The 19743-nt window shown below is 64.9% G+C and carries 23 protein-coding genes; 17 read left to right on the top strand and 6 right to left on the bottom strand.

What is annotated here, in order from left to right; genetic code table 11:
* Positions 1 to 24 precede the first annotated feature (24 nt).
* Both AC6I8B_RS07010 and gstA read right to left on the bottom strand, forming a co-directional pair.
* Positions 25 to 987: a LysR family transcriptional regulator gene (locus AC6I8B_RS07010; RefSeq protein WP_497817655.1), complete on the bottom strand. Its 963-nt coding sequence runs from the start codon at positions 985 to 987 to the stop codon at positions 25 to 27.
* Between the two features lie 36 nt (positions 988 to 1023).
* Positions 1024 to 1641: a glutathione transferase GstA gene (gstA, locus tag AC6I8B_RS07005; RefSeq protein ID WP_497817654.1), complete on the bottom strand. Its 618-nt coding sequence runs from the start codon at positions 1639 to 1641 to the stop codon at positions 1024 to 1026.
* Between the two features lie 101 nt (positions 1642 to 1742).
* Here gstA and AC6I8B_RS07000 point away from each other — a divergent pair, with 101 nt between their 5' ends.
* On the top strand, positions 1743 to 2609 hold the full coding sequence (locus tag AC6I8B_RS07000; RefSeq protein WP_497817653.1) for a LysR family transcriptional regulator: 867 nt from the start codon (positions 1743 to 1745) through the stop codon (positions 2607 to 2609).
* Positions 2610 to 2673: 64 nt separating this feature from the next.
* Here AC6I8B_RS07000 and AC6I8B_RS06995 read toward each other — a convergent pair whose 3' ends face one another.
* Positions 2674 to 3903, bottom strand: coding sequence for an MFS transporter (locus tag AC6I8B_RS06995; RefSeq protein ID WP_497817652.1), 1230 nt, complete (start codon positions 3901 to 3903; stop codon positions 2674 to 2676).
* A gap of 92 nt (positions 3904 to 3995) precedes the next feature.
* On the opposite strand from AC6I8B_RS06995, the gene AC6I8B_RS06990 reads away from it, so the two are divergent.
* The 13 genes from AC6I8B_RS06990 to AC6I8B_RS06930 all read left to right on the top strand — a co-directional run bounded on the left by AC6I8B_RS06990 (position 3996) and on the right by AC6I8B_RS06930 (position 14192).
* Positions 3996 to 4889: a LysR family transcriptional regulator gene (locus AC6I8B_RS06990; protein ID WP_497817651.1), complete on the top strand. Its 894-nt coding sequence runs from the start codon at positions 3996 to 3998 to the stop codon at positions 4887 to 4889.
* Positions 4890 to 5117: 228 nt separating this feature from the next.
* A complete protein-coding gene (locus tag AC6I8B_RS06985; RefSeq protein ID WP_497817650.1) occupies positions 5118 to 5960 on the top strand; it encodes a DUF932 domain-containing protein in 843 nt (280 codons plus the stop codon).
* 1 nt (position 5961) lies between these two features.
* On the top strand, positions 5962 to 6525 hold the full coding sequence (locus AC6I8B_RS06980) for a transcriptional regulator domain-containing protein (RefSeq protein WP_497817649.1): 564 nt from the start codon (positions 5962 to 5964) through the stop codon (positions 6523 to 6525).
* A 49-nt stretch (positions 6526 to 6574) separates the two neighbouring features.
* Positions 6575 to 7063: a DUF2285 domain-containing protein gene (locus AC6I8B_RS06975; protein WP_497817648.1), complete on the top strand. Its 489-nt coding sequence runs from the start codon at positions 6575 to 6577 to the stop codon at positions 7061 to 7063.
* A gap of 145 nt (positions 7064 to 7208) precedes the next feature.
* Complete coding sequence (locus AC6I8B_RS06970; protein WP_497817647.1) at positions 7209 to 7478, top strand: helix-turn-helix transcriptional regulator; 270 nt, start codon at positions 7209 to 7211, stop codon at positions 7476 to 7478.
* Positions 7479 to 8564: a replication initiator protein A gene (locus AC6I8B_RS06965; protein WP_497817646.1), complete on the top strand. Its 1086-nt coding sequence runs from the start codon at positions 7479 to 7481 to the stop codon at positions 8562 to 8564. It abuts the gene before it with no gap.
* The gene (gene parA / locus AC6I8B_RS06960; protein WP_497817645.1) at positions 8561 to 9214 is read left to right on the top strand and encodes a ParA family partition ATPase; all 654 of its coding nucleotides are present in this window, start codon (positions 8561 to 8563) and stop codon (positions 9212 to 9214) included. Before AC6I8B_RS06965 ends, parA begins: the two co-directional genes overlap by 4 nt.
* Positions 9211 to 9462 carry a chromosome partitioning protein ParB gene (locus tag AC6I8B_RS06955; protein WP_497817644.1) on the top strand — a complete coding sequence of 84 codons (252 nt, stop codon included), beginning with the start codon at positions 9211 to 9213 and terminating at the stop codon, positions 9460 to 9462. Before parA ends, AC6I8B_RS06955 begins: the two co-directional genes overlap by 4 nt.
* Positions 9459 to 9980, top strand: coding sequence for a DUF2840 domain-containing protein (locus AC6I8B_RS06950; protein ID WP_497817643.1), 522 nt, complete (start codon positions 9459 to 9461; stop codon positions 9978 to 9980). Before AC6I8B_RS06955 ends, AC6I8B_RS06950 begins: the two co-directional genes overlap by 4 nt.
* A complete protein-coding gene (locus AC6I8B_RS06945; protein ID WP_497817642.1) occupies positions 9977 to 10522 on the top strand; it encodes a S26 family signal peptidase in 546 nt (181 codons plus the stop codon). Before AC6I8B_RS06950 ends, AC6I8B_RS06945 begins: the two co-directional genes overlap by 4 nt.
* 44 nt (positions 10523 to 10566) lie before the next feature.
* Positions 10567 to 10914 carry a DUF736 domain-containing protein gene (locus tag AC6I8B_RS06940; protein ID WP_497817641.1) on the top strand — a complete coding sequence of 116 codons (348 nt, stop codon included), beginning with the start codon at positions 10567 to 10569 and terminating at the stop codon, positions 10912 to 10914.
* Positions 10915 to 10918: 4 nt separating this feature from the next.
* Positions 10919 to 11848, top strand: a complete 930-nt coding sequence (locus AC6I8B_RS06935) for a lytic transglycosylase domain-containing protein (RefSeq protein ID WP_497817640.1) — start codon at positions 10919 to 10921, stop codon at positions 11846 to 11848.
* 46 nt (positions 11849 to 11894) lie between these two features.
* Positions 11895 to 14192 (top strand): relaxase/mobilization nuclease domain-containing protein, encoded by a 2298-nt coding sequence (locus tag AC6I8B_RS06930; protein WP_497817739.1) that lies wholly within the window; start codon positions 11895 to 11897, stop codon positions 14190 to 14192.
* Between the two features lie 123 nt (positions 14193 to 14315).
* On the opposite strand, the gene AC6I8B_RS06925 is transcribed toward AC6I8B_RS06930, so the two are convergent.
* Together AC6I8B_RS06925 and AC6I8B_RS06920 are read right to left on the bottom strand one after the other, a co-directional pair.
* Complete coding sequence (locus AC6I8B_RS06925; protein WP_497817639.1) at positions 14316 to 14519, bottom strand: helix-turn-helix domain-containing protein; 204 nt, start codon at positions 14517 to 14519, stop codon at positions 14316 to 14318.
* A gap of 90 nt (positions 14520 to 14609) precedes the next feature.
* Positions 14610 to 14873 carry a helix-turn-helix domain-containing protein gene (locus tag AC6I8B_RS06920; RefSeq protein ID WP_497817638.1) on the bottom strand — a complete coding sequence of 88 codons (264 nt, stop codon included), beginning with the start codon at positions 14871 to 14873 and terminating at the stop codon, positions 14610 to 14612.
* Positions 14874 to 14980: 107 nt separating this feature from the next.
* Here AC6I8B_RS06920 and AC6I8B_RS06915 point away from each other — a divergent pair, with 107 nt between their 5' ends.
* The 3 genes from AC6I8B_RS06915 to AC6I8B_RS06905 all read left to right on the top strand — a co-directional run bounded on the left by AC6I8B_RS06915 (position 14981) and on the right by AC6I8B_RS06905 (position 17845).
* A complete protein-coding gene (locus AC6I8B_RS06915; RefSeq protein WP_497817637.1) occupies positions 14981 to 15280 on the top strand; it encodes a DNA -binding domain-containing protein in 300 nt (99 codons plus the stop codon).
* 116 nt (positions 15281 to 15396) lie between these two features.
* Positions 15397 to 17388 carry a conjugal transfer protein TraG gene (locus AC6I8B_RS06910; protein WP_497817636.1) on the top strand — a complete coding sequence of 664 codons (1992 nt, stop codon included), beginning with the start codon at positions 15397 to 15399 and terminating at the stop codon, positions 17386 to 17388.
* 10 nt (positions 17389 to 17398) lie between these two features.
* Positions 17399 to 17845, top strand: a complete 447-nt coding sequence (locus AC6I8B_RS06905) for a ribbon-helix-helix domain-containing protein (protein WP_497817635.1) — start codon at positions 17399 to 17401, stop codon at positions 17843 to 17845.
* 30 nt (positions 17846 to 17875) lie between these two features.
* Here AC6I8B_RS06905 and AC6I8B_RS06900 read toward each other — a convergent pair whose 3' ends face one another.
* Complete coding sequence (locus tag AC6I8B_RS06900) at positions 17876 to 19609, bottom strand: phospholipase D-like domain-containing protein (protein WP_497817634.1); 1734 nt, start codon at positions 19607 to 19609, stop codon at positions 17876 to 17878.
* Positions 19610 to 19743 lie beyond the last annotated feature (134 nt).

Below are 19743 nucleotides of genomic sequence, written 5' to 3'. Positions count from 1 at the left end.
GCCGCCTTTCAGGGAATACGGCATTCAGGATGTACGGATGTCCGTAATTGACGCCGACCGGCTCATCTCGAAAGCAAGGTCGAGCAGGTTGAGCAGCGCCGGATTGCGGTTGTGCGGCGACCATACGGCGCTGAACCGGGCCAGCTCGGTCTCATCGGCGATCGGTCGGAACACGATGCCGGGAAACAGCACATGCGTCGTCGCCCCGCTGGTCAGGGTGATGCCGTCGCCGGCGGCGACCAGCCCCATCAACGTGTCGCGGGCGACATCGCAGCGATGGATGCGCGGCGAGCGCTCGCGTTCGCTGATCCGGCGCACGACATGCTCGAAGACCTGCGGCCCGGTGCCGCCGTGGCGGATCAGGAAGATCTCGTCGGCGAGATCGAGCCAGGTCACGGCCTTCTGTTCGGCCAGCGGATGATCGGCGGGAAGCGCGACGACGAAGGGTTCGCACCATAGCAGGCGGGAATGGCAGTCGGGCGCCTGGACCGCACCGAAGATGAAGGCCACGTCCAGCGTTCCTTCACGAACCATCGCGATCGTCTCCGACGATCGGCCTTCCAGCACCGATTGTTCGATCATCGGATAGCTTACGCGATATTGGCGGCGTAGATCGGTGAGGAAGCCGGCAGTGATCGGGCTGTTCAATCCGATCGCAAGGCGTCCTTCCGTGCCCTCGCTTGTTGCTCCGGCGGTGCGGACGGCATGGTCGAGTTGCGCGATGCCAGCGGATACCCCGGCAACGAAATGGCGCCCGGCCTCGGTGAGCCGGACGCCCCGATGCCGCCGCTCGAACAGAAGGATGCCCAGCGTCTCTTCCAATGCCTTGATCCGGGCGCTGACGCACGATTGCGTCGTGCCCAACATATTGGCGGCGTGGTGGAAGTTCAGATGCTCGGCTACGGCGAGGACATGGATGAGCGAGACCATCGGTATCCGCCCGCTCGCAACGCCCGAAATCTCCGAAGCGCGGTGCGTTCGACGCATGTCACACCCGCCTCGCTGATCGGCGTGCGGACATGCTCATGCGACCGGCGGGATTTCCGCTTCGCGGGCCAGCGCGGCGATGACGGAGGGCCTCGACCCGATCGATGCCTGATAGGCGGTGATGTGCGTCCAGGCGTCGAGATCGATCCTCAGCGTCGGCATCCAGCCCAAGACTGTGAACAGATAAGCATCGGCGATGCTGAAACTGCCACCCAACAAATAAGGGCGTTGCGCCAGCGTCGCATCGATCAGATCGAAGCGCTTCGACAGCCGCGATGCGAAAAGATCGCGAACCGCCACTGGCAAGTCCGCATTGAACAGCGGACTCGACCCCGTATGAATTTCGCTGGTGATGAAGTTCAACCATTCCTGGAGGCGCGTGCGCTCCAGCGTGCCGTTCGGGGGCGCAAGACCTGCGTCCGGTTTCAGGTCGGCCAGATACTGGACAAGTGCAGGGCCCTCGGTCAGCACCTCGCCGCTGTCGAGCCGGAGTGCGGCCACATAGCCCTTCGGATTGACGGCGAGGAAATCCCCGCCCTCCGAGGTGCGTTTCGTGCGGTTGTTCACGCGCACGAGATCGTAGGTCAGTCCTAACTCTTGCATGACGATGTGTGGCGAAAGCGAGCAGGTATCGGGGGCGAAATAGAGCTTCATTGGGAAATCTCCTCTGGCGGTTGGCGTCACCGTGGAGATTGACCCGGCGCATGAAAGAAGTAAAATTACTGCCAAAGAAACATGATATTAGATATGCTACTATGAATCTCACCCAGCTTCGTTCCCTGATCGCCGTTGCGGAAGCCGGCAGCTTTACCGCCGCCGCCGAAGCAATCGGCGTCACCCAGTCCGGCATGAGCCAGGCACTTGCCGCACTTGAAGAAGCGCTCGGCGTCAAACTGTTGGTGCGGCAACGCCATGGGGTTGAATTGACGGCTTTCGGCGAGCGGGCGCTTGTCCATGCCCGCGCCGCATTGGCCCATCTGGAGGCGATCCGACAGGAGGCGATGGAGGTAGGGGGCGAGGAAACCGGCTCGCTGCGCATCGCGGCCTTTCCCAGTGTATTTTCCACGGTGTTGCCGCCCCTTTTGAGGCGTTTCCGGTCTCTCCATCCCGGTATCGAGGTGGTGTTGCTGGAAACGGATGACCGAGAGGTGGAGAGGTGGCTGGAGGCCGGGTCCATCGATCTCGGCGTCGTGTTGAACCCATCCCCGGAGAGCGATTCCGTTTCGATCGGGCAAGATGCGTGGGTCGGAGTTTTGCCCGCCGCCCACCACCTCAGTCGCCGCAATACGCTCTCGCTCGCAGAACTCACTGCCGAGCCGTTCGTTCTGGCGACCGGCGGCTGCCATGCCCATGCCGGTACGCTGGCCCAGGCTGCGGAGCTATCATTGATCGATGTTCGGATGCAGGTGCGTGACTGGACGAGCGCGATTGCGCTAGTCCGCGAAGGCGTCGGCGTCGGTATCGTCCCGGAATCGACCTTGCCCGAGAAACGGAAAGGTCTGCGCATCGCGCGGATCGATCCGCCGCTCTGCCGTCGCTTCGGGCTGGTAGCGACAGCGGCGCGCAAACCCTCTCGCGCTACCGATCTGTTTCTCGACGCGGTCAGGCAATCTGCGCGCTGATGACGCATGTCGCCTTACCGGCTCTGTTCGATCACGGTGAGGACTCTCGATACAATCGAGGCCATCAACGCTGGATCGATCGATTGGTCAGCGAGACGCCGAGAGCCGCGACGCCGAAGACCAGCCCGATCGCGCAGACGCCCTGCCATCCCCAGCTATTCCACGCAAAACCTGAGAGAGCCGAACCCGCCGCACCGCCCAAGAAAAAGAGTCCCGTGAACAGCCCGTTCATCCGGCCGCGCGCTTCGGGCCGGATGAGATTGATTGCGCGTCGCCCCAAGGTTTGATCCGCGATGACGCCGAGATCGAGAACGATGGCTGCGATCATGAGGACCGTTAGAGACGCGTGACCGCTTCCCATCATCGTGGTGCCACCGACATAGGCGAGAACCATCGCGACGATCACAGCCGCATGGGCCAAAGTCGTCACGGGGCGGGTAAGACCACGATCGCCGGCGCGACCGGAAACCGGTGCGATAACGGCACCCGCAGCCCCCGCCAGGGCAAAGAGGGCGATGCCGGTCTGCCCCAGCGCGAAAGGCGCTTGCGCAAGGCGCAGCGCGACCGCGGTCCAGAAAACGCTGAACGCTGCCATGCACATGGCTTGACTGGCCGCACGAATCCGGAGGATCGGCTCGTCCCGCAGTATTGCTCCAAGCGACCCGATCAGCTCCAAATAGCTGGTCTTTCGCGATGGCTGGCACGTCGGAATGAAGAGAGCGAGGACTACAGCCAACGCGGCAACGGCAAACCCCAGCAATCCGTAGAGAGCACGCCACCCGAACCACTCGGTGACGAGGCTGGCGATCGGACGTGAGAAGAGAATGCCGAGCATCAGGCCGCTCATCACATTGCCGACCGTCCGTCCGCGGCGCGCTTCCGAACTGAGCGATGCGGCCACCGGAACGAGCATCTGGATTGCGCTGATCGACACGCCGACCAGAAAGGAAGCGATGAGGAACGTCGTTGCGGTCGAAGCGGAGGCCAGAGCTGTCAGCGCGCAGACATTGGCCATGAGGGTCGCGACGATCAGTCGGCGGTTCTCGATGATGTCGGTCAGCGGCACCAGCAGGATCAGGCCCGAGGCATAGCCGAGCAGGGTCAGCGTGGTCGCCAGCCCCGACAGATCCGGCGAAAGACCGAGCTGCCGTCCGATAATCCCGACGAGTGGCTGCGAGGCAAAAAGGGCTAGGACAACAACGCCGACCGCAACGGCAAAAAGCGCCGTCAGCCGCGTGCCGATCTCCCGCCTATCATCCGGATGTTCGCCCGTACCGCCATGTCCCATCGTCATGCGCCCTCCATTCAGCATGACGACATTGTATATTACGCGAAATGGATGATAATGATCGCCTTACATCATTCACTCTCACGAATTTTAGTAGAATGGCGACTATTGAACAATACCGAGCTTTCGTAGCGACGATCGAGGCGGGTAGCCTGACCGCTGCTGCGCAAAGGCTGGATTGCTCACTTCAAACGGTGAGCCGATCACTCATAAGTCTTGAAGCGGAATTGGGGGTGGACCTGGTGCGTCGAACTACCCGCCGTCTTCAGGCCACCGCCGTCGGGATCAGTTTCTACGAGCGGATCAAAGTTGCATTGGGCGAGATCGACGACGCGAGAAGCGACGTGCTGCGCGGAACGTCGGAGATCTTCGGCCTGTTCAGGGTCGGGGCGTCCGTGCAGTTCGCGCCGCGCTATGTCGTTCCGACCACCACGGCCTTCATCGAGCGATATCCCGACGTCGAGATCGATCTCGAATTGTCCGACACGATCGTCGACTTGCTGGAGCATAAGCTCGATGTCGTCATTCGCATTGGAGAGCCGCCGTCGTCCTCGCTGAAATCCCGGTTGCTTGCCAAGTTGAGACGGGTCGTCGTCGCATCGCCTCGCTATCTTGCCCTTCGCGGCTATCCATTAAAGCTCGTCGATCTCAAGGATCATGACTGTGTCGTCCGTACCTTTGGCCCCGAAGGCGACCTGTGGCCGATGACGGACGGCGGCAATGTTGTCAGGGTCCCAGTCAAGGGCAAGTTCCGTTGTAACGATGCGGCCGCTGCCAATACGGCTGTCCTGCAAGGCGCCGGGATAGGTCTGGCACCGCTCTGGCAGGTGCGATCGGACATCGATCAGGGTCTGTTGGAACCCTTGCTTGCCGAACACGAGCCTCCGCCGGTCCCCGTATATGCGTTGTGGCTGGAAAATGGGACGACACCGACCCGCACGCGCGCATTTGTCGACATGCTGAAGCAACGCATGTCGGGCGAGAGGATTTGAGTTGAAAACGGAGCTTGGGGGCTCTGCCCCCTGGCGCGGCGCAAGGGATCGCTGACGCTCGTCCGGGGCGGTCTCCCCAGCCTTCCTCCACGGATCCGCCGTTCCGTGCAGACCGGGTGATCCCCCTCCGCCCCGGTCGCCCTTGCCCCTTGCACCCCCCGGTCTCGCCGACGGGCAGGGTTGCAGCGCAGCGCTGCGCTCCAACCCAAGCCCATGAGGATCAAGACCATGACCTACCGTCTCGCCACCCGCTTCGGCCGTAATTCGCATCAGATCAGCGGGCGCGAAGCCCTCGACAACGAAACCCTTCACCGTCACGTCCCGTCGATCTTTGCCCGCGAAGCCCATGACAGCCGTTCGGATCGCTATGTGTACGTCCCGACCATCGAGATCGTGGAGGGGTTGCGCCGAGAGGGATGGTTTCCGTTCTTCGCCGTGCAGGCGGTGCCGCGTGATGGCGATCGTATGGGCCATGCCAAGCACATGCTGCGCCTGCGTCGCGATGGCGGCATCGGCAAGCCCGAGGCGGCGGAAGTCATCATCGTCAATTCGCACGACGGGACCAGCGCCTATCAGATGTTTGCCGGCGTGCTGCGTTTCGTCTGCACCAACAGCATGATTGCGGGCGAGCGCTTCGAGGAGGTTCGCGTGCATCACAAGGGCGGCGTACAGGATCAGATCATCGAAGGCGTCTATACCGTGGCGGAGGATTTCCCGCGCCTGATCGACGCCACCGAGACCATGAAGGACACCCGGCTGTCGCGCGATGAACAACAGGTGCTGGCGGAGGCGAGCCTTGTCGCCCGCTATGGCGAGGACGAAAGCCCCGTCCGCCCGGATCAGATCATCGCCCCGCGCCGTCGCGAGGATGTCGGGCAAAGCCTGTGGCAGACCTTCAACATCATTCAGGAAAACCTGATCCGGGGCGGGATCGACGGCCGCCGTGAGACTTCGGACGGCCGTATCCGCCGCAGCCGGACGCGTCCGATCAACGGCATCGACCAGAATGTCGGGCTGAACCGGGCGCTGTGGACTCTCGCCGAGGGAATGCAGCGGCTCAAGACCGCCTGATATGCGGAAAGCCGTGAAGCTGGGTTTCCGGTTTCACGGCTTTGCCCTTTTCCGCGAAGGCGTGGATCAGATTTCGCGCCGATCCGCCTTTGCGGATCGGCGGCTTTCTGCCGGGCAGAAAGTAACGCGGCTCGCCGGGCGTGGCCCGGCTCGCCAAATCGCATCCAGAATGATAGTAATCGTTAACCGAAATCGATCGCGATGCACGATCGACATATCTGCAAACAGTATCTCCAAAATAAACCCATGGTTGTTCATGCTGCCCAACTCTAGCGCCGGTCAACAGGCGCGTGAGTGGAGAGGTAACGCCATGCCGAGTTCAGATTGGCGCTCGCCGGCCGCCTATGCCCATGCGAACAGCATCCCGGCCGCCGGCTTTGCCTGGGAATATCTCCGCCGCGACGAAGACTATCGTCGCGCGTTCGACCGGGTGAACAGGCTTCCCCGCAGCGACATCGACGCCCGGACGGGCTTCTCCGAACATTGGGGGTTGCGATTTCCCGGTCGATCCCGACCAGCCCGCCGATATCGCTCCGACGATCTGGCTGCCCAAGCTGCTGCCTGACGCCATACAGTTGGAGCCCGTCGTTTCAGGTGCTGGCGACCCTGCCGCCATGCCCCTCGATCTTGCAAGCCTGCCCGGTATCAACGGGCGCGTTGCGATTGACAACACATGGCACGGCCTCTGGCGGCCCACCGACGTTGCGCACCAATTCTGGATGAGCGATCCGCCCGCGACCGTCATGACGAGCTATTTCGTCATGCTGCCGCTCGACGCGCTCCTGGAGCTTCGCACCGAGGCGGTGCTGCGCTTCTGGCGGGCGCTTGTCGGGCGACCTCCCGGCCAGCGCCCGCATGATCTGCCGCCGCAAACCCGCAGCCGTCATATCCTCACTCTGCGCGCCCTCGACGGCCGCAGCGATGGTGCGAGCTATCGTCAGATCGCCGAAGCCCTCCTCGATTTCCGGGGCACCAAGGCCGATTGGGAGGTCGATCCCCGCAAGAATCGAACGCGCCGTCTGATCGCGGATGGTCAGCGCTATATGCGCGGCGGCTATCGCGATCTGCTGCACTATCCCGTCCGCTTGCCACGACGACGCTGACTTTCGGATAGCGAAGTAACGCTCGGGGGGTGCCGGAATCGCACCCCCCTGATTCCGGCACGCTCGCCGCCGCCGGTTCTCCGCCACGGTTCGCCATAGCCCGCTGTCCTCGCCGGCAGCGCCCGAACCGACCGGAGACCCGATCATGCTCGATCCCAAGACGGGGCTGCCGCCCCGATACCTGCGCGCGCCGGATGCCGCCCGCTTCCTCGGCATTTCCATCCGCACGCTGGAGAAGCACCGCACCTATGGCACCGGCCCGATCTACCGCAAGATCGGCGGTCGCATCGTCTATGCCGTCGATGACCTCCAGGCGTGGACCGAAGACGGCATCCGCAAATCGACGACCGACGAGACTGCGACGCGCGTCTTCCCGGCGCGTCCGCTGACCCCGGCCGAAAAGGCGTCCCGCTGAATGCCGGGCGCCGACCATCATAGCCGGCGATGCCTTTCGCAGGGGAGCGAGCGCCAGCGGCTCGATCCTTTCGTGATCGCGACCGGCGACGCATCCCCACGCGATCAGCGCGACCTTATGGAGCGTCCGTTCTTCTCGCTGTCGAAGACGCCGCGCACCAGGCCCATCCTCTACAAGGCCGCCGACATCGAGGTGCAGGTGCTCGGTATGCCCGAACACGGCATGGCGACGATCTGGGATGCCGACGTGCTGATCTGGGCAGCGAGCCAGATCGTCGAGGCCGAGAACCACGGCCTGCGCACGTCGCGCTTTTTCCGCTTCACCCCCTACCAGCTCCTGCGCGGCATCGGCCGCGACACCGGCAACCGCCAATACCAGTTGCTGAAAGCGTCGCTCGCCCGCCTGCAATCGACCGTCGTCGCCACCACCATCCGCAACGGCGTACATTGGCGGCGCCGGCAATTCTCGTGGATCAACGAATGGGAGGAGATGACCACGCGCGACGGCCGCGTCGAAGGCATGGAGTTCGTCCTGCCCGAATGGTTCTACAATGGCGTCGTCGATCGCTCGTTGGTCCTCACCATCGACCCCGATTACTTCCGGCTGACCGGCGGCATCGAACGCTGGCTCTACCGCGTCGCCCGCAAGCACGCCGGCCGTCAGCCGCATGGCTGGCTGTTCGAGATCGCGCATCTCCATGAGAAGTCCGGCAGCCTCGCGCGGATATCGGACTTTGCGCTGGATCTCCGCCGCATCGCCGCCCGCCAACCGTTGCCCGGATACGGGCTGTCGATCGAGCGCGAAGGTCGTCGCGAATGCTTGCGAATCCTGCCGATCGAACAATTCACAGTGCCTGTGGATAAGGGTGTGAATGGCATCGGCACATCAGGCGCAAAGGCTATCGGTACATCAGGCGCAGCCCTATCGGCACATCAGGCGCACAAACCGCAATTAAGTCTTTGGCCCGAAACGCGGAATCCGACTGCTAACTTAGAGTCTAATAGAGAATCTAACTTTTTGTCTTTGACGCGCGCGGGCGCTACCCACGGTGCCGGTGCCGTCGGGCGGCCGAGGCGGCTACCATGATCGTCGCCCTGCTCAACCAGAAGGGCGGCGTCGGCAAGACCACGCTGGCGCTGAACCTAGCCGGCGAATGGGCGCGGCGGGGACGGCGCGTCACCCTGATCGACGCGGACCCGCAAGGCTCGGCGCTGGACTGGTCGGAGGCGCGCGCCCGCGAAGACCTGCCGCGCCTGTTCGGCGTCGTCGGCCTGGCCCGCGACACGCTGCACCGGGAAGCGCCCGCGCTGGCCCACGACGCCGACGTGATCGTCATCGATGGGCCGCCGCGCGTCGCCGGCCTGATGCGCTCGGCCTTGCTCGCCGCCGACCTGGTGCTGATCCCCGTGCAGCCATCGCCGCTCGACGGCTGGGCCTCAGCCGAGATGCTGGCGCTCGTCGCCGAGGCGCGCATCTACCGGCCCGAACTGGCCGCGCGCTTCGTGCTCAATCGCTGTGCCACCCGCACCGTGCTCGCCCGCGAGACGGCCGAGACGCTGGCCGACCATGATCCGCCGGTGCTGACAGCCACCATCGGCCAGCGCATCGCCTTCGCGGCTGCTGCGCAGTCCGGGCGGTTGGTCGCCGAGCTGGACGACGACACGCCCGCCGCGCGCGAGATCGCCGCGCTGGCGGATGCGATCGGCGCGCTTGGTATCGGGAGACCAGCGCGATGAGCGGGCGTCCGACCCGTCGCGGTTTCGCCGCCCGGCCCGCCGATCCCGATCGCTGGATCAAGGCGGCGGACAGCCCGAAGCCCGACGGCGACGCGTCTGCTTTCACCGCGCGCCTCACCATCGACGTGACGCCCGACCAGCGCGGCCGGATCAAGATCGCCGCCTTCCGCCGCGGCGTCACCGTCGCCGACATGCTGCGCGACCTGCTCGCGCGTGAATTCCCCACCTCCGAAGGAGACCATCCATGACCAGCGCCGCGGTGTCCCGCGCGCGCGGCGGCGCCATGCCGGCCGCGTTGCCCGCCGACAGTCTCACCCATGTCGAGCTGACGCATATCGAGAAGCGGATCGAGAACTGGATCAGGTTCGGCCGCGAGGCGCACGAACAGATCCTCGACCGAAGGCGGCGCGTGCTGTCCTTCCGCCCCGGCAGCATCTTTGCCTTCGTCCGCTGGGCCGCCAACGACTACGGCACCGTCACTTCGCGCATCGATATCGTGCGCGCCGTGAGCCCCGGCGAACCGTACCAGACGCTGCGGTGCATCCGTCCGGGCGGCGACATCCTGCTGACGATCGCCGGCTGGCCCAAGGTCGAACAGGTGCTTCGCCATATCGACGCGGTGGACGCCGCCGGCGTCGATGCGTGCGATGTCGCGCCGGACCATTGGCGGCATCTCGGCAACCGGATCGGCGCCGGCCAGGAGCCGCGCGCCTACACGTCGGACCGCCACCGGGCCTTCCTCCTGCGCCGGAGGATCGAACCATGACCCGCTTCGGCTATGTCATGGTGACGTACATCTCCGCGATGAGCGCCACCATCGCGTCCTTCGTGCCGATGCCGCTGCGCCTCGTTTGGAACGCCTCGGCTAGCGTGCCGATCGGTCTCTACGACCTCGATCCGCCACGCCACCTTGCTGTCGGCGATCTGGTCGCCGTGATGCCGGACAAAGCGCTCGCCGGCTGGATGGTCGAGCGCGGCTATATCGGTCGCGGCGTGCCGCTGATGAAGCATGTGGCGGCGCTGCCCGGTCAGCAGGTTTGCCGCACCGGCAATACCGTCACCGTCGATGCCGTGGCGTTCGGTGACGCGCTCAATCGCGATCGGCGCGGCCGTCCGCTGCCGGTCTGGCAGGGCTGCCGGCGCATCGCGGACGGCGACGTTTTCCTGATGAATCCCGACGTGCCGGACAGTCTGGACGGCCGCTACTTCGGGCCGATCGCCGCGCGCGCCGTCATCGGCAAGGCGACGCCGCTCTACACCGACGAGGATGGCGACGGCCACTTCGTCTGGCGCGCGGCGACACGCTGACGACCGCTGCTTCTCCCTTCCACAACAATCCCATGGAGGTTCTCATGCCGCAGATCGGCACCTTTACCCGCGAGCCATCCGGCTTCACCGGCCGTATCCACACCTTCACGCTCTATCGCGAGATCACCATCGTTCCCGCCGAGCCGTCCGACACCGAGAACGCGCCCGATTATCGCATTCATCACGGCAATGGCGACGGTCCCGAGACCGGCCCGGAGATCGGCGCGGGCTGGAAACGCACCGGCGAGCGTGCGGGCGAGTACATCGCATTGCTGATCGACGATCCGGCCTTGCCGCAGCCGATCCGCGCCAACCTGTTCCGCGACGACGAGGCCGGCCATGCCTGGTCGCTGCACTGGAGCCGCCCGCAAAAGCGCGACGGGAGGGACTGACATCGTGAACATCGTCAGCCCGTCCGAACGCTCGATCCTCACTCAATCGGTCATTCCTTGGTTCGCGAAAAAGCCGTCTCATTCCTTCGTCCCGCTCGATCGCAGGTCGGCCGGCGCGCGCAGCGAAGGTCAAGGACGATCGAAGATCGGCGCTTCGCGCGTATCCTTGACCGTAGCGAGCACGCTGGCAGGCTGGTGTCGCAGCGGAGAAAGCACGCCTGTCCGATGGGCGGTCATTCTGCTCGCGGGCCTGCTGTCGGGCGGTGCTATGCCGTCGATCGCGCTGGCGCAGAACGCACCCGTCGCGCAATCGTCGCCGCGCGATCCCTACGGCGATCCTATCGCCGAGGCGGCGCAGCGCTTCGCACTTCCGGCCGCCTGGATTCGGGCCGTGCTGATGGCCGAGAGCAACGGCGATCCCCGCGCGATCTCGCCAAAGGGTGCGATGGGGCTGATGCAGATCATGCCGGACACCTGGGCGGCCTTGCGCCTTCGTCACCGTCTCGGCCGCGATCCCTATGATCCGCATGACAACATCATCGCGGGCGCGGCCTATATCCGCGAGCTGTTCGACCGTTACGGTTCGCCCGGTTGGATCGCCGCCTACAATGCCGGTCCCGGCCGCTACGAGGCGTCGCTGAGCGGCCGACCGCTTCCGGCGGAAACCCGGGCCTATGTCGCTGCGGTCGGGTCGTCACTGGACGGCAACAACGCAGCCAGCCCTGTCATGGTCGCGGCGGTCGATCCATTGGCCTGGACCCGCGCGCCGCTGTTCATCGCGCCGCCGGATCGCAATCCCGCTGCCGATCCGGTGCAGGCCGGGCGTGCTGCGATCGACGCGGCACCGCCGACGGCCGTGCGCGATGTCTCCGCCATCGTGCCGCAATCGGGCGACCTGTTCGTCGCGCGCGCGGTAACGGGACGGCAGCCATGAGCATCGCGATCCCGTCTGTCGGGCGGCCGAGTTCAGTGTGCAGTGGATGGGACGGGCAGCAGTCTCATTCGTCGGCAGGAGGGGCAGAAGGGAGAGGAAGGCGGGAGGGCAAGATAAAAGCGGACGGCACCCCATGGGTCCGATCCGGGGGCCAAGCCCTTGTCTGCACACTGTTCGGGGCGGCACCGTCCGCGGGCCGTCATGGTGCCGCGAGGCGCGGCAAAGCCCGTCTCTGCCACGTTTTTGGCGGCACTCTTCGCCGAAATCGCCGGTTCCGGGCGGATCGGCCGTGAGCGGAGACGACGACAATCGCTTCCGGCCGAAGCCCGGTCGCGTCCGCGCCGACGCGCCGAAGGCGGGTCGGGCCAAGAGCTTCTTCACCCAGGTCAAAAAGATCGCCCGCCAGCAGAGCACGGCGGCATCATCGCGCCGGTCCGCTTCGGCGAAGGCGTCATCGTCCGGCAAGGCCGGAGCGAAGCGCAACGGCTTCGCGGGACCGGGCGTCCGCCGCGGCCGGGGCGCCAGCTTCGTGCAGTCCCGGCACATCGCCGGCGGCTGGCGACACAGCACGCCGGGAATGCGCCGCGTCGTCATCAAGACCCGCTTCGTCAAAGGTGCGGGCAAGACCAGCAAGGCCGCCGCCCATCTGCGCTATATCCAACGCGACGGCACAGCCCGCGACGGCGAGCGCGGGCAGCTCTATTCGGCGGGCGAGGATCGGGCCGATGGTGACGCCTTCCTCGATCGCGGCCAAGACGATCGCCACCAGTTTCGCTTCATCGTCTCGCCCGAGGATGCTGCCGATCTCGCCGACCTCACCGGCTATACCCGCGAGCTGATGGCGCAGGTCGAATCCGACCTCGGCACTAAGCTCGATTGGGTCGCGGTCAATCATCACAACACCGGCCATCCGCATGTCCACGTCATCGTCAATGGCCGCGATGCGCTCGGCGAGGATCTCGTCATCAATGGCGACTATCTCGCCAACGGCATTCGCGAGCGGGCGAGCGAACTGGCGACGCTGGAACTCGGCCTCGTCACCGAGATCGAGCAACGTCGGAAGCTCACGGCCGAGATCGATCAGGACCGGCTGACCCGCATCGACCGGGCGATGATCGCGGAGGCCGATGACCGCTTCCTCGACCTACGCCACGAGCCGGGCGATCCGCGCGGCCAGTCCGACCGGACCCTGCGGCTGCGCCGTCTCGGCAAGCTCGGCGACATGGGTCTCGCCACCGAACACGCGCCGGGCGTTTGGGAATTGAGCGAGCGGCTGGAGCCGACGTTGCGCGAGATGGGCGAGCGTGGCGACATCATCCGCACCATGCAGAAGGCGCTCCAGGCCGATGGTGCCGAGCGCGATCCGATGAGTTTCCAGATTCACGATGCGGCACCCGCCACGCCGATCACCGGCCGCGTCATCGACAAGCATCTCTCCGACGAGTTGGGCGAGACCCTGATGCTGGTGGTCGATGGCATCGACGGGCGGACGCATCATGTGTCCGGGATCGACCCGGCTCGCGTCGAGGACGCCCGCATCGGCAGCGTGATCGAGATCGCGCCGCCCGACAACGCTGGCCGCCCCTCCGACCGCGCTATCGCCGGCATGGCCGAGGGCGGCATCTACCGGCCGAGCCGCCATCTGGAGCAGGCCCGGTTCGAGGGGCGCGTGCCGGGGGGCGACTATGAAGGCTTTGTCGATGCCCATGTACGCCGGCTGGAGGCGTTGCGTCGTGCTGGCATCACTGAGCGGATCGACGCCGACCAATGGCGCATCCCCGAAGACTTCGAGGCGCGTGCCGCCGCCCATGATGCCGGACGCAATGCCCGCGCCAATATCCGCATCCTTTCGAGCTTCGACCTGGAGCGGCAGATCGGATCGGATGGTGCGACCTGGCTCGACCGGCGGCTGGTTGGCGCGAGCGCGTCGGACCTGTCGGCGTCGGGCTTCGGGGAGCAGGTGCGCGAGGCGATGGAGCGCCGGCGCGAGACGCTGATTGATCGCGGCGACGCCATCCTTCAGAACGACGGCCGCACGGCTTATCGGCGCAACCTTATCACTACGCTTCAGGATCGCGAGGTTGCCCGCGTCGGCGAAGAGATGGCGGCGAGGAAGGTGCTGCCGTTCAGAGCCGCCACTGATGGCGAAACCGTCAGCGGCACGTTCAGCGGAACCGTGCAGCTATCGAGCGGTAAGTTCGCCATCGTCGAGAAGTCCCACGAGTTCACGCTCGTCCCGTGGCGGCCAGTCATTGACCGCCAGCTCGGTCGCGAGGTCGCGGGCATCGTGCAGGGCGGATCGGTGTCCTGGCAGTTGGGACGACAACGAGGATTGGGAATTTGATGACTGAGTATCTATCAGGTGCCATGGCTTCTCGAAGCTGAATAACTCAGCGCGGTGCGGTCGCCGCACAACCGTAGTCCTGCGCTCAAGAACCTGCTCGATCTCGCTTTCGAGATGAGCCGGTCATCGCTTCCCGCCCGCTAACCTCACCAACTCTCCGGCGTCGACGCCGAGAGCCTCGGCGATCTGCCCGAGCACCGTCACGCTCGCGGACACGTCGGCGCGTTCGATCGCGCCGATATAGCGCGCGCTGAGGCCGGCGTGATCGGCCAACTCTTCTTGCGTCATGTTCCGATCATGACGAATCCGACGCAGGTTGACCGCCATGACCTCCTTGAGGTCCATGGCCCGAGAGGAACCAGTGCAGGAACGATCGTTCCAGGAATGATCGTTCCGATTCGTCCCGGCCTGTGATATTCATTGCGGTATCGGTCGGGTCCTGGGCGTGATCGGTTGGATCTTCGCGAGCAAGTCGCTGGCGGCGATGCTGAGGACCGCAGTAATGTCGATGAACTCGATGACATCAATCCGTCGCTCGCCACGTTCATACTTGGCGACGAAGGATTGTGGCTTGCCGAGAGCATCGGCCAGCTCCGCCTGGGTCAGTCCCTTGGTCTTGCGCGCTTCGATGAGGAGAGATTGCAGCAGGATTTGTCGGGGCGCGCGCAAGGATTTCTGCATTCGGAATGGCTCTCCGTTGAAAAGGGGAAGCCGTTCCGCTAATCCTGATTTAGGATTATCCCATTTCGGGTTTATTGTGAGCGCGAGGTTCGTAGGAGGGCCGTGCGATGCGGGTGCGCCCCGAACTTGACCCCGATGTCGATGACCTGGCGCCGGCCGCGCCAGAGATCACGATCTACGACGAGACGCACTTCGTCACCTACCTGCGCCTGCTCGACGCCGAAACCGATGGCGCGGACTGGCGGGAGGTGGCGCGGATCGTGCTGCATCGCGATCCGGTCGGGGAAACCGATCGGACCCGTAGATGCTGGCAGAGCCATCTTGCGCGTGCGCACTGGATGACGAAGACCGGCTATCGCAAGATCCTGGAACAGGCGGCAGCCGAGGCGCGACCGTCACGGCACTGACCGTCCTTTTTCTTCGCCATGGTATCCGGAATCCCGACGCTTCGGATTTTCTGTTGCTTATGGCCGGAACGGCTATTCTCTGATCAGCTCCGTCTCTTCTGCTGATCGGAGTTTTTATGTCGGGAAGCCGTGTCCTGTGGGGACAAGTCGCCCTCGTTCTAACAATCGTGTTTACCGCGATCTGGTGCGCGACGGAATGGACGGCATGGCGTCTCGGCTTTCAGGCGCAACTCGGCGCGCCCTGGTTCGAGGTGGCGGGCTGGCCGTTCTACTATCCGCCGATCTTCTTCTGGTGGTGGTATTGCTACGACGCCTATGCGCCGCCCATCTTTATCGAAGGCGCCACGATCGCGGTGGCAGGCGCATTCATCTCGATCGTCGTCGCCATCACCCTGTCGGTAATCCGGGCGCGCGAGGCGAAGAACGTCGCCACCTATGGCTCGGCGCGATGGGCCGAACCCGAGGAGATCAAGGCCGCAGGGCTGCTCGGCCCCGATGGCGTCCTGCTCGGCCGGCTCGATGGCAACTATCTCCGCCATGACGGTCCCGAGCATGTGCTGTGCTTCGCCCCGACCCGCAGCGGCAAGGGCGTCGGTCTCGTCGTACCGACGCTGCTGACCTGGCCGGGCAGCGTCATCGTCCATGACATCAAGGGCGAGAATTGGGGCCTGACCGCCGGCTTCCGCGCGGGCCACGGTCGCGTGATGTTGTTCGATCCGACCGATCCCACGTCGTCGGCCTATAATCCGCTGCTGGAGGTGCGGCGCGGCGACAAGGAAGTCCGCGACGTGCAGAACATCGCCGACATCCTCGTCGATCCCGAAGGCGCGCTCGACAAGCGCAACCATTGGGAAAAGACCAGTCATTCGCTGCTGGTCGGGGCGATCCTGCACGTCCTCTATGCGGAAGCCGACAAGACCTTGGCGGGCGTCGCCAATTTCCTGTCCGATCCGAAGCGCCCGGTCGAGGCAACGCTGCGCGCCATGATGAGCACACCGCATCTGGGCGAAGCCGGTGTCCATCCCGTCATCGCCTCATCGGCCCGCGAGCTGCTGAACAAGAGCGACAACGAGCGTTCGGGCGTGCTCTCGACCGCCATGTCGTTCCTCGGTCTCTACCGCGATCCCGTCGTAGCGAAGGTGACGGCGCGCTGCGACTGGCGCATCGCCGATCTGGTGGCGGGCGAGAAGCCCGTCAGCCTCTATCTCGTCGTACCGCCCTCCGACATCAACCGCACCAAGCCGCTGATCCGCCTGTTGCTCAATCAGGTCGGGCGGCGATTGACCGAAGACCTGAAGACCTCCGCCAATCGGCATCGCCTCCTGCTGATGCTCGACGAGTTTCCGGCGCTGGGGCGGCTCGATTTCTTCGAAAGCGCGCTGGCCTTTATGGCGGGCTACGGCATCAAGTCCTTCCTGATCGCGCAGAGCCTCAACCAGATCGAGAAGGCGTATGGCGCGAACAACAGTGTGCTCGACAATTGCCATGTGCGCGTTGCCTTCGCCACCAACGACGAGCGCACCGCCAAGCGCGTGTCGGATGCGCTCGGCACCGCGACCGAGATGCGCGATTCCACCAACTATGCCGGCCACCGGCTGTCGCCCTGGCTCGGCCATCTCATGGTGTCGCGGCAGGAGACGGCCCGGCCGTTGCTGACCCCCGGCGAGGTGATGCAGCTTCCGCCGGCTGACGAACTGTTGCTGGTCGCGGGTGTGCCGCCGGTGCGGGCGAAGAAGGCCCGCTATTACGAGGATGCCCGTTTCCGCGAGCGCATCCTGCCGCCGCCCAAGCCGAACGCGATGGAAGCACCGGCAACCCCACCGGTCGACGACTGGTCGGCGCTGGCGATCCCGACCGCATCGGCAGGAGCCGCACCAGGCAACGAAAATGGTATTGCCGCCGATCCGGCCAACGCCGGCATCCGTCGCGAGCCGGAATTGCCCGAGCATGAGGAGATCGCACCGCCGGAGCGTCCTGCCTTCAACGAGTTCGATGTGCTCGACGATGATCCCGATCTCGACGCCGCCAAGGCGCGTCGTCTCCGTCTTCAGGTCACATCGAACGCCCGGCAGGCGACGATGGACCCGGCCGACGGCATCGAGTTGTGAGGGGGCGGCCATGCAGACCAAGACCCGCATGAACGTCTATTTCGAGCCGGACCTTTTGAAGAAGGTCGAGGCGCTGGCGCTCCGCCGCAACATCTCGAAATCCGCCGTGATCGAAGCCGCCGTCGCGTCCTTCCTCTCTGCTGATGCCTCGGAGCGGCTGGAGGCGGTGTTCGCGCGCCGCATGGACCGGATCGGCCGCCAGATCGATGGGCTGGACGAAGACCTCGCCATCCTCGGCGAAACGCTGTCGCTGTTCATCCGCTTCTGGATGACGCTGACGCCACCATTGTCCGACAGCGCACAAGCCTCGGCGCGCGCCAAGGGCAACGAGCGGTTCGAGGGTTTCCTGCAATCGCTTGGCCGCAGGCTCGCGACCGGCGACCGGTTCCTCAAAGACCTGTCGCGCGACATCGATGGACGCCGGGAAGGCGCCGACAGGCCGCCAACTGAAACCTGACCGCCGCGACCTGGGCCGCTATGACGAAGGTCAGCCCGCCGCGTCCGACCCGAACCAGAAATCCAGCTCCCGCAGGCGGCGCTTGTCATAGGCTTTGGTCGCGTCGGCGATCTGCCATGTGTCATCGTTCGCCAGACCGGACCAGCGCGGCTTGCCATCCTGCTTCTGGACCGACTGCCGCCAGCGGTACTGCGCATAGATTTCCATGATCTTGCCGGCATACTGGCTGGCGAGCGCGCCATTGCCTTCGATGATGAGCAGGTTCTCGTCGTTCACCCCGCTCGCCTTCGGCCCCATATTGTGCGAGCCGGTCATCACGACGGGCTTGTCGCCATAGGGGTCGATCACGACGACCTTGCTGTGAACCATGGCGAAGGTTCCGGGGAGCTTTACCAGTTCCTTGTGCCAATATTTGAGCGGGCCGGGTATAGCGGCCGGCAGAAGCACGTCGGCATTCGCGTCGATGCGGTCGCCGCGATTGAACAACACGACCGGGTTCTTGTCGGTGCCGGGATTCTGATTGACGACGCCCTGAATGTAGAGATCGGGCTTGAAGTTCGGGCTACCCGGTGAGGCCAGCTCGATGATATCGTTGAGCAGCGTGCCGCGCGGTCCCGGATTGAACATCAGGAAGAGGATGCCATGCCGGGCCGCCGCGATCAGTTCTCCCGCCTGATCGAGATCGGCACCACCACGCATCGGCGTGAACCAGAGCGTCGTGCCTTTGGCCTTGGTGCTCTTCCGGGGCGTGCCGTTGCTCCCGTAAAGCGTGTCCGGTGTCGCATCGCCGGCATCCGCCAGCGCCTTCCACTGATCGAGATAGAATTGCGCCAGCGCAGGGTTGGCGATCAGCACGGCATTGTTGGCCTGCGTACAGAGGCCCGTCTTCGTCCAGTTGGTGCTGCCCGTCCACACCGCCTGCGGTGTCTTGTCGGCGTCGCAGATCACCAGAAACTTGTTGTGCGCCAGCGCGCGCGGTGCCGTCATCCGATCGCGCACGTCGCAGCCGCTCAGGGCCGCGCGCGCGTCGTCATTCTCGTCCTCGCCCTTCTTCTTCACCGCGCCATTGCCTAGCACGATATGGGCGCGCTTCTTGAGCGCCTTGAGCAGCGGGATCAGCTCTGGATCGTCGAGTTCGAACAGCGCGGCATAGACATGCGCCTTGGCAGCGGCGGCATTGGTCAGCACCGACAGGAGCTTGTCGCGGACAGGGCCGCCGAGGAACGCACGGATGCGGCTTTGCGGATCGGCGATTTCCTCTCGCAGCTTCGTCGAAGGGCTGACATCGGGCAGAAGCCGCGCCAGCCATTGGCTGGCGACGATGCCGCGATTGAAGAAGCAACTCGCCCGCCCTTCGGTTTCCGCGCCAATCGCGACCGGCTCGCTCCAGGGCGAAGCCTGATCGATGGCTTCCTGCATCGCCGCTTCCGGGCCGATCATCGGGGCGACGCGATAGGCGACCTCGTCACCCGGACCGACCGCGAAGTCCGACCAGAGATATTTCTGGATCGGCCATTCCGTCGTCGGCTTGCGCGTGCCTTCCTCGACATCGGGGCCGTCCGCGAAGCCGACCCAGCTCGCCACGATCTCCTCGACGAACCCATCGGCATCGGCGGCGCCGGTCGCATTGGGACTGGGGGCGCTGCCTGCGGCGCGCCTGACCTTGCGCCGTAACGCGAAGCCCCGGCACCCGTCGATAAACGGTGCGCGCCACGCCAAGAATGCACTGTCGACGCCCGGATGTACGATCAGTTCGATAGCCATCGTCCGCCCCTTCGAGAAAGTGTCTCCGGTATATTTTACGATTGCTTCAGAATTACATCATCGGCGGTCGAATCGGAAGTTCTCTCGCGGTCACGGCCATGATGCCCAATCCAGCGTACTCCGCCGATCACCGC

It is taken from the genome of Pantoea sp. X-Soil-ISGK-285 (genome assembly GCF_059730815.1).
The sequence above is the reverse complement of the archived record's forward strand: the minus strand, read 5'-3'. Positions and strand labels throughout refer to the sequence as shown.